Consider the following 10,286-nt stretch of genomic DNA (forward strand, 5'->3'; position numbering starts at 1 on the left):
GCTGCCGCTATCGCGAGCAGGCTCGCTCCCACATTGGTTTCGTGTCGGGCGCAGCATTGGCGTTCACCGTCCCCCCCTGTGGGAGCGGGCCTGCTCGCGAAGGGGCCGGTAGGCTCACATCAATAAAGGACTTCAGCGAATCCCCGCCAGCAGCACCCGCGCGGTTTGCTTGAGGGGTTCGTTGCCCTCTTCGAGCAACTGCTCAAGCAGTGCGACGGCGGTTTTCAGATCGCCATCGTCGATGCAATTCTGCGCCTGCTCCAGCTTGTCGGAGTGTTCCGCTACCTGAGGCGCTTGGTGGACCGGTTCGAGGGCCATCGGCTCCAGTTCCAGCGACTGTTCTTCATCGGCAAACCCGTCGAGAAATGCATCGTCCAGCGATTCGGTTTCCGAGGGTGCGCTCCACTGCAGCTCTGGCTCATCAAAACCTGAAAGTGACAACTCCCCAAAGCCTTCGGGCGCAACGGGTGTTTTTTCAGTGGCACTGTCCGGGGGCTCGGCAAGGTCCCAGCTGGTTTCCATGGACAGCGCTTCCAGATTGAGCTCGAACTCGTCACGGGGCACAGGTGTGGCGTCGGGCAGAGGAGCCGGCGGCTGAGGTTCTGCCATCACGGGCGCGGCTACCGCAGCGACCTTCGGATAACGCCCGCGGATCTCCTCAAGTGTCCGGACGTCAACGCCCTGCGCCAACAAATGATGTTCCTGGGCCTGGAAACCGATGGTGTCGCCCTGCTTGCCGAGCACTTCCAGCAACTTGAGGCCCAGGTCGGTACGCGCGGGCTCGGTCAGCAACGCGGCGCGCAGCAATCCCGCCGCTTCGGTGAAACGACCGTAGGTCAGGTAAATCCCGACTCCTTCCAGCACGTCCCCCAAAGGAGCATCACCGTTGCTGAACGATGTGGCGGCCTCGGGCTGTTCCGTATCGGCGGTCGAAGCATAGGTTGGGCTGTCGTCTTCAAGCATCGTTTCAGGACGCTCGGGTATGGGCTCCATTTCGGCCTGTTCTTGCTGCCGTCGACGAAGGAACAGCAATAGCCCGAGCAACCCCAACAGCCCCACCAGCGCCGTCATCCACAACCAGTTGATGCCTTCCTCTGGTTCCGAGACCGGTTCTGTGACGGGTTGTGCTTGGTCTGCCGGCGCGGGGGATGCTACAGGCACCGACTCCGGCTGGGCAGATGCCGCAGGGGCTGGCGTGACCTCGGCCAGTTGCGCCTGCAATTGGCTGATCTGCTCGCGCTGACCGGCGATTTCTTCGTCCTGGGATTGGAGCAACGCCTGCAGTTGCTCGATGGTTTTTTGTTGCTGCTCGGTCTGCAGAACGCTGGCGGCCAGTTGTTCGTCGGACTCGGCGGCGGCCGGGGCGGCAGCCGTTTCAACCGAGGATGGCAGCACCGCAGAATCGGGCAGCAATAAACGCTGGCCCACGGAGAGCCGCTCGCTGCCGGGGTTCAGGGCCTGGATGCCCTGCATCAGCTCATTGACCGAAGCGTTGCTGCCGGCGTCATGCAAGCGCTTGGCGATGGACCAGGGGTTGTCCCCCTGCACGACGGTATAGCGCTTGCCTTGAGTGGCCGCGGGCGGCTTGATCGCAGGCGTTGCCTGGGCCACGGCGGAGGGCTCGTCCCGGGCCGGCACGATACCCGGGGTGCCCGGTGGGTCGATCAGCACGGTGTATTCGCGCAGCAGACGCCCGTTAGGCTGATTGAGTTGCACCAGGAAATTGAGGAAGGGTTCTTCCACCGGTTTGCTGGAGGTCACCCGAATGTAACTGCGCGCGCCGCGCAGCACGGGCGTGAAGCGCAGGCTATTGAGAAAAAACACCCGCTCCACGCCGGCACGACTGAAATCGTCAGGGCTCGCCAGGCTGGCCGCCAAATCGCCTTCACTCACCCCCGCCACATCGACCAGGGCAATATCAGCGCGCAACGGCTGATTCAGAGCGGAATGGAGGGTGATCTCCCCAAGCCCCAGCGCCGATGCAAACGCCGGATACCCCATGGCTGCCACGACGACCAACACGTTGACCCAACTGCGCAACGTGGACTGCAAACTAACAAGCATGGGCATCCCTTTTGATTACCAGACTGAGCGCCTAAGTACTGGTTATAGTTCGCGAACCGCCGAATCTCAAAAGTCTGACCCGCAGGATATGCCTCAGGATTTTTCCAGATTGGCCAGAATCGTGCTGTGGACCCGCATGCACACGCGCATGTCGGCTTCATCGACCCCCTCGAACAACTCCCGCCGCAGTTGCGTGGCAATGGTTTCGATCTGTTCGATCAACGGCAGCGCCGGTGCGCATAGCACGATTTTTTTGGCACGACGATCCTCGGCCACGGCCTGACGCTGCACCAGGCCCTGAGCTTCCAGGCTGTCGAGCAACCGGGCCAGGGTCGGACCTTCGACAGCGACACTTTGAGCCAGTTCACGCTGGGTCGGCGCCTGTTCGAAACGGGCCAGGTGCAGCAGCACCAGCCAGCGCGCCTGAGAAAGCCCCAGCCCGGCCAGGCGACGATCCAGTTCGGCACGCCAGCCTCGAGACATCTGCGCCAACTGCATGCCAAAACGGTGTTGATCGGTTAACGGCATAATAAAACTCATCAGATCTGAAATAGAGAAAAACTAATTATTAGTCAGCTAAGCATGAGCTTTGGATTCAGGCAAGGTTTCCCCTGTAGTGAATCGTTAAAGGGTCGTAACTCACTGATCAGACTTCAAATTCCGACTGCAACGCAGCTCTGACACAATACAGGACGCCCTCTGGGACCCGACCGACAAACAACGCAGAAATTTCCGACACCGGCGGTAACTCGCCTTCGCCATCCAGAAACGCGTCCTGCACTTCGCCCATCAGCTCCTCGGGCAAGTCCAAGGCCTGCTCCAAAGACAACTGCTGCTTGCCGATGGCCTCGGCCAGCATCGTATACACGTTCTTTTCCGAGCATTGCAGTTGCCCGGCGATCTGCAACGGGGTCATGCCGGCGCGGGCCAGGGTGATCAATTCGTGCCGAACATCGGCCACCGCTTTGGGCGCCTCGACCTCGCCGCCCAGTACCTGGAGGAAGGCTTCGCCGTAACGCTCCAGCTTGCGCGCCCCCACGCCACTGACCCGGGCCATTTCCGCCAGGGAGCTGGGTTGGCTGCGAAGCATTTCCAGCAGCGTCGAGTCGGGAAAGATGACGTACGGCGGCACGCCGTGTTCTTCGGCCAACTTGCGGCGCAAGGCGCGCAAGGCTTCCCACTGGTCGCGCTCTTCGCCGCGCACCAGCTGGCTGGCCTGGCTCTTGCTGCTCTTGATCGCCGTTGCCGGCTTTAGATCACGGCGCAGCTCGAGGGAGACCTCGCCTTTGAGCAAGGGACGGCAGCTGGCACTCAAGCGCAGGCCGCCGTAGCCTTCCAGGTCGATATCGGCCAGACCACGGGCCACAAGCTGGCGGAACAATGAACGCCATTCACTCTCCGTACGTGCCTTGCCCACACCGAACACTGAAAGATGCTGGTGGCCAAAGCTGCGCACCTTTTCGTTGTCCTTGCCCAGCAACACGTCCACCAGATGCCCCACGCCATAGCGCTGGCCGGTGCGATAAATCGCCGACAACGCCTGGCGCGCCGGTTCGGTGGCATCCCAGGTTTCCACGCCGTCGACGCAGTTGTCGCAATGTCCGCAAGGCTGGGGCATGTCTTCGTCGAAATAGGCCAGCAAGGTCTGGCGCCGGCAACGGGTCTCTTCGCACAGCGAAAGCATGGCGTCGAGCTTGTGCTGCTCCAGACGCTTGTGACGCTCATCGCCTTCGGAGTTCTGCAGCATCTGCTTGAGCATCACCACGTCTTGCAGGCCGTAGGCCATCCACGCGTCGGCCGGCAAACCATCACGGCCGGCGCGGCCGGTTTCCTGGTAATACGCCTCAAGGGATTTGGGCAGGTCCAGGTGCGCGACGAAACGCACGTTGGGCTTGTCGATGCCCATGCCGAATGCCACGGTGGCCACCATGATCAAGCCTTCCTCATTGAGAAAGCGCTTCTGATGGTAGGCCCGCAGGTCATTGGGCAGGCCGGCGTGATACGGCAATGCCGGAAAGCCTTGCTCGCAGAGAAACGCTGCCACTTCATCGACCTTTTTGCGCGACAGGCAATAAACGATGCCGGCGTCGCTGCGCCGTTCGGCAATAAACGCCAGCAACTGCTTGCGCGGCTGTTCCTTGGGCACGATGCGGTAGAAAATGTTGGGTCGGTCGAAGCTGGAGAGAAACCGCTCGGCGTTCTGCAAGTGCAGGCGTTCGACGATTTCTTCGCGGGTGCGTTTGTCGGCGGTGGCGGTCAGGGCGATGCGTGGCACGTCGGGAAACAGTTCGGCCAGTTGCCCCAGTTGCAGGTACTCGCGACGGAAGTCGTGGCCCCATTGGGACACACAGTGGGCTTCGTCGATGGCAAACAGGGCGATTTCCAGGCTCTGCAGGAACGCCAGCATGCGCGGCTGCACCAAGCGTTCAGGGGCCAGGTAGAGCATTTTTATTTCACCGCGCTTGATTCGCGCCGCCAGGTCCCGCTGCTGCTCGGCGCTAAGGGTCGAGTTCAGCGAAGCGGCGGCAACCCCCAGCTCTTCAAGGGTCGCCACCTGGTCGTCCATCAACGCAATCAGCGGCGAGACCACCACCGCCAGCCCGTTGCGCAACAGCGCCGGCACCTGGAAGCACAAGGATTTGCCACCGCCGGTGGGCATCAGCACCAGGGCATCGCCCCCGCTGGCCACGCGCTCAATAATGGCACCCTGGCGGCCACGGAAACTGTCGTAGCCGAAGATGTCCTTGAGGACGCGTTGAGCCTGTTCGAGCATAAAAACTCCAAAAATCACCGAAACATCCCTGCAAGGCTGGTTCAGAATCAAAAACGCTGCACCGGCAAATCGTAAGTGCGCGTTTCGAAACGCCAGGATGCCGCAGGGCATCACAAAACGCGGCAGTATACCCGAGGCCTTCACGGCAAAGGGCGCTGCTGACAAGAGGTGCTTACTACGCGTGCTGGATGTGACCCCGAACCTGTGGCGAGGGAGCTTGCTCCCGCTGGACGGCGAAGCCGTCCCCAAAAAACAGGGCCGCTACGCGCCCCAGCGGGAGCAAGCTCCCTCGCCACAGCGGGTATGTGTCTTGGCGTTGGGGCAAGCCGGCAAGGCAAATACACCACGCGGCTGGCCTGGGCGCTCAAGAAGGCCTAGAATTCCCGCATTGTTTATTCCCCAAGGTAGCCTGTAATGTCCTTCGCTGAGCAACTGACCCGCCTGCAAGTCTTCCTCGACGCCGATGAGCTGCACGAAGAAGCGCTGGATTACGTGGCCGCTCATGGCTATCTGACCGCCCTGTCCATCTGCGCCGAAACGGTGCCGGAACGTGAGTGGATCGACGCGCTGTTCGCCGAAGAGCCGCATTACGCCGACGAAGCCCAGCGCGCCGAAATCGAAGCCACGCTGGTTGGCCTCAAGGCTCACATCGCTCGTCAACTGGCCTCCGACGAAGAATTCGAGCTGCCGTGCGAGCTGGACCTGGGCGATGATCCGGACGATTCGGAACTGCGTGGCTGGTGCATCGGCTTCATGGAAGGCGTGTTCCTGCGTGAAGCCGCCTGGTTCGAAACCGCCGAAGACGAAGTCAGCGAAATGCTCCTGCCGATCATGGTCGGTTCCGGCCTGTTCGACGAGCAACCGGAGTTTTCCGACATCGCCGCCGACGCGAACCTGATGGACGACATGGTCGTACAGATCCCGGAAGCCCTCACTGCCCTGTACCTGCTGTGCAACGCACCCGACGAGAAACCGGCGATCCTCAAGCCGCGCCACCACTGAGCCACCGGGTGCCCACGCCCAGCGGCAACCGCCCGCTGATCCTGCGTTACGCTCTACTGGCCATCGGCTGGCTGAGCGTAGTGTTGGGGGTCATCGGCATCTTCATTCCCGTATTGCCCACCACCCCTTTCCTGCTGCTGGCTGCTGCCTGCTTCGCCCGCAGCTCGCCGCGCTTCTATCAGTGGCTGGTAGGGCATCCCCGACTCGGCCCGTGGATCAGCGACTACCTCAGCGGGAACGGCATCCCGCTCAAGGGCAAGGTCTATGCGATCGGGCTGATGTGGGCGAGCATCCTCTTGTCCTGTTACCTGGTGCCGCTGCCGTGGGCACGGGCGTTCATGCTGACCAGTGCGGTGCTCGTGACGGTGTACATCCTGAGGCAGAAAACCCTGCGCAAACCTTGAAAAGTTGCCCGCGGTATCCACGGCGAATTACCGTCTACGGCAGATTTTCACGCTCAATCGACAGCCTCTACCATTCGTCCTAAACCTGCCCTCACCTGTAAGTTCTGACAGTAGGCAATTACCTCGGCCTGGCGTGTGATAACCCTACCCAGGAGGCTCGCCTCCCATCACCTGCCAGGAGAACCCGATGGACATCCAATCCTCTGCCCTAGACGATTTGTTCGTCCTGTACCCTGTGATCATTCCGGGTTGGGTCAATCCGGTGAAACCTGCCGGCCTCGCTGATGGAGGCATCCCTAAAAGCCTTTACGATGGCGAGCCTCAGGGGCTTCTCTGCGTGATTGATCCGTGGACGGAACTCGAGCGTCAATCCTGGACAATGGCGGCCTATGATCGTGCTGACCTGTACGTCAATGATGATCCCACTCCCGTCGCCGGCAAGACTGTATATCCGGGGGAAGAGCAGGATCGCATACCCTTGCGCATCCCCCACGGGCAGTTGATTCATGGGGTCAACAGACTGCATTACAAAGTGACCCGTCCCGGTGAAAACGCAGCGTCCTCCAGGGACCTGCATGTGCTGTATCACCTGCGGGCACCCGGTGAGCCGGCACCGACAGGCCTGGATCTGGTGATCCCGGCCGATGTTGTCCGCGATGGGGTCAGTGCCGAGCGCGCGGCGCAGGGCGTGGAGTTCGGCTTCGACTACACCAACCGGCGAGACTACGACCGTATTCGCTTTCTGCTGGGCAATGCGACGGTTGAATGGGAAGTCACCGACAGTTCGATGCCGGTGGTGAAAACCCTGTTCACCGACACCTTTCAACAGGCGGGCGACAACCCCAACACGCTGGCGGAGTTCGTGGTTTTCGATCAGTTGGGCAACTCCAACCAGTCGCCCACCAAACGTTTGGATATTCATCTTGGCTCTGCGCTGATCCCCCCTACCCTCGACAGTGTCCAGGACGCCAACGAGGTGGAGATCCCGGACGGTACCACCACCGTCAGCACCACCTTGAAACTGTCGGGCCAAGCCAGCAAAGGCCGGAGAGTCGAAATTTTCGAAGGCAATGACCCCAACCCTGTCTCCAAGGGTGAGGCAACCGCTGATAACGTGTCCGGCATTTGGGAACTCGAGATAACGGTCGAGCTCGGCCCTCGCCGACTGTATGCAAAGTCGCTCTATCACAGTGGCAACGTCTACTCCAACGTGCGTACCCTGAAGGTGGTGAAGCCCATCAGCCTTGACCCCAGCACAATGGTCCTTGATGGTACGGAAGTCTTCGCCCCCGCGTCGTATCAGTGGACGCAAACCAATCTTCACGGCCCGGGAAACAGCCGTACTCGCACCCCGACTGACGGCACCCCACCGTATCAGTACGTGTCGGCGAACGCTCAGATAGCGACGGTGGGAAGTACCGATGGCAATGTGATCGGCCAGCGCAACGGACAAACCTTGATCACCGTGACCGACGCCCATGGTCAAGTGGCCTCCTATCAGGTACACGTCTCGAACAAATGGGACATTGAGAAACGGGACGAATACGCCAATGGTCAAACGCTATGGGGTTGGTCAGCAGGACAAGTGCCCGCAGTGGAACCAAGGCCTTCATTTGTTTCGGGGCTGCGGGAGGCGATCATCCGCAGGCTGCCCAATCCAGCGCAGTACTTTCATCCTATCTGGGATTCCAATCTGGGGATCATCGCCCACGGTCGGGTGAGTGGCCACGGCGATTGGCCACCGGGTGACGGCGAAGTAGCGCTGCACTTCTATAACTCGGATGGCTCGATTGGTGTGACCACGCGGCGAGCCTCAGAGATTGGTATAGCAGCAGGATGGGGCTTCCGCCCCCGCCATACGCTTCAGTTGGCAACAGACATTACGGCGCTGTACAGCGCTGTTGTCAAAGCGGGTGCCCGGTCTGCCTTAAACGCGAGTCAAAAAAAGTGAGGCCGTTATACCGTTCATTTACGCCAACTCGTCGATTGTCGGCAAACCCGACACCGGAAGACCTTGATACTTTTGCGTGGCGAGGGAACAAGTTCCCTCGCCACGGGGTTTGCCGAACAGAACATAAGTCCGCCCCAACCGCTCATCATAAACCCCATCTAACCTGTTAGTTCTGACAGTTGCCAACCCTCTCAACCTGGAGTGTGATGAGCGTGCCCAGAAGGTCATGATCACCCTCTGCCAGGAGAACACGATGGACATCCAATCCGCTGCCCTAGACGATTTGTTCGTGCTGTACCCCGTCATTATTCCGGGTTGGATCACTCCGGTGAGACCGGCCGGCCTCGCCGATGGTGGCATCCCCCACAGGATTTACGATGACCAGGCGCTCGGCCTTGAATGCCTGATCGATCCCTGGACAGAACTCAAGCGTCAATGCTGGACGATGGCTGCTGATGACCGCGTAGACCTGTACGTCAATAATGATCCGACGCCGGTTGCCGGCAAGACCGTGAACCCGGGGGAGGAACAAGACCGTATTCGCCTGTACATCCCTCGTGGGCTTTTGATTCAAGGCGTTAACAGGCTGCATTACAAGGTGACCCGTCCCAGTGAAAACTCTGAGGATTCGAGGCCATTAACCGTGCTGTATCACCTGCGGGCACCGGGTGACCCGGCACCAGAAGGCCTGGATCTGTTGATCCCAGCCGATGTTGTCCGCGATGGGGTCAGTGCCGAGCGGGCGGCGCAGGGCGTGGAGTTTGGCTTCGACTACACCAACCGCCGAGACTACGACCGTATTCGCTTTCTGCTGGGCAATGCGACGGTTGAATGGGAAATCACCGACAGTTCGATACCGGTGGTGAAAACCCTGTTCACCGACACCTTTCAACAGGCGGGTGACAACTCCAATACGCTGGCGGAGTTCGTGGTTTTCGATCAGTTGGGCAACTTCAACCAGTCGCCTACCAAACGTTTGGATATTCATCTTGGCTCTGCGCTGATCCCCCCTACCCTCGACAGTGTCCAGGACGCCAACGAGGTGGAGATCCCGGACGGTACCACCACCGTCAGCACGACCTTGAAACTGTCGGGCCAAGCCAGCAAAGGCCGGAGAGTCGAAATTTTCGAAGGCAATGACCCCAACCCTGTCTCCAAGGGTGAGGCAACCGCTGATAACGTGTCCGGCATTTGGGAACTCGAGATAACGGTCGAGTTGGGCCCGCGTCGACTGTATGCAAAGTCGCTCTATCACAGTGGCAACGTCTACTCCAACGCACGCACCCTCACTGTGGTGGAAGCCATCAGAGTAGTCTCGCTGACCGCTTCGCCTCGTGGTGCAGAGTATTCGTTCGCGCCCGATAGCGGCTTCCCGACGACAGGCTTCAATGGCGCACGCTTCAAAATAAACGTGGCAGGAGGACGGCCTCCTTATTTGTTTTCTGCATCGAATTCCGCCTGGGCGTCCATCCATGCAGAAACCGGTGAAGTGACAAGAGTCACTTATCATGAAGTTACCTTTACGGTGACGGACGCTGCACAACCGACCCCTAACCGTGCCACCTTTCTAATGAAACAAGCGGCATTATGGTTCACAGGACTTTATGGCTACGAGACATGGTCCGTCGCCGCAGGCCGTGGCAGATTGCCTGCGCCGGGGCATTTAACTTCAGGACAGGGCGTGCGGGGGATAGGGACCCTGTTTGGGGAATGGGGGGATATGCAACAGGGGTATAACTGGACGCTGGGTGGCACAAACGAAAGCGGTGTTCCCGACCCCAACCTATCGGAATATTGGACGCATCAAAATTCAGGAGACGGAAGCTATTACACGGTCAGCATCAAATACGGCTATGTCTATAAGCGCCCTCACAACTGGTTTATTCCTCATGTTGGAGTTGAATCCTTAGGACCTGCCCCACTGTTCCTGGACACCTTCGGATTTCCTCCGGGATTGCGCCCTCCCAAGGATTACCCCGATACCCGCGAGCTGGAAAAAGGCTCACCGACCTGAGACCCCAGGGAGCCAGGTCCTATCGTGCTCCTACCCGCCATCTCCAGTATGGACATGGCGGGTTTTGTCGTTCCAGCT

The 10,286-nt window shown here is 59.9% G+C and carries 7 protein-coding genes; 4 read left to right on the forward strand and 3 right to left on the reverse strand.

Annotated elements, in window-relative coordinates; translation table 11 throughout:
• Positions 1-132: 132 nt before the first annotated feature.
• From AAIS01_RS15755 to recQ, 3 genes are all read right to left on the reverse strand, one after another.
• Positions 133-2,064, reverse strand: coding sequence for a motility hub landmark protein FimV (locus AAIS01_RS15755; RefSeq protein WP_343469688.1), 1,932 nt, complete (start codon positions 2,062-2,064; stop codon positions 133-135).
• 93 nt (positions 2,065-2,157) lie between these two features.
• Positions 2,158-2,592 (reverse strand): MarR family transcriptional regulator, encoded by a 435-nt coding sequence (locus tag AAIS01_RS15760; RefSeq protein WP_343469689.1) that lies wholly within the window; start codon positions 2,590-2,592, stop codon positions 2,158-2,160.
• 118 nt (positions 2,593-2,710) lie between these two features.
• A complete protein-coding gene (gene recQ, locus AAIS01_RS15765; protein ID WP_343469690.1) occupies positions 2,711-4,837 on the reverse strand; it encodes a DNA helicase RecQ in 2,127 nt (708 codons plus the stop codon).
• A gap of 414 nt (positions 4,838-5,251) precedes the next feature.
• On the opposite strand from recQ, the gene AAIS01_RS15770 reads away from it, so the two are divergent.
• From AAIS01_RS15770 to AAIS01_RS15785, 4 genes are all read left to right on the forward strand, one after another.
• Positions 5,252-5,839 (forward strand): UPF0149 family protein, encoded by a 588-nt coding sequence (locus AAIS01_RS15770; protein WP_343469691.1) that lies wholly within the window; start codon positions 5,252-5,254, stop codon positions 5,837-5,839.
• A gap of 8 nt (positions 5,840-5,847) precedes the next feature.
• The gene (locus AAIS01_RS15775; protein WP_343469692.1) at positions 5,848-6,243 is read left to right on the forward strand and encodes a YbaN family protein; all 396 of its coding nucleotides are present in this window, start codon (positions 5,848-5,850) and stop codon (positions 6,241-6,243) included.
• A gap of 187 nt (positions 6,244-6,430) precedes the next feature.
• Positions 6,431-8,194 carry an Ig-like domain-containing protein gene (locus AAIS01_RS15780; protein WP_343469693.1) on the forward strand — a complete coding sequence of 588 codons (1,764 nt, stop codon included), beginning with the start codon at positions 6,431-6,433 and terminating at the stop codon, positions 8,192-8,194.
• A 253-nt stretch (positions 8,195-8,447) separates the two neighbouring features.
• A complete protein-coding gene (locus AAIS01_RS15785) occupies positions 8,448-10,208 on the forward strand; it encodes a hypothetical protein (RefSeq protein ID WP_343469694.1) in 1,761 nt (586 codons plus the stop codon).
• Positions 10,209-10,286: the final 78 nt, after the last annotated feature.

The organism is Pseudomonas halotolerans, assembly GCF_039581215.1.
Taxonomy (GTDB): domain Bacteria; phylum Pseudomonadota; class Gammaproteobacteria; order Pseudomonadales; family Pseudomonadaceae; genus Aquipseudomonas; species Aquipseudomonas tehranensis.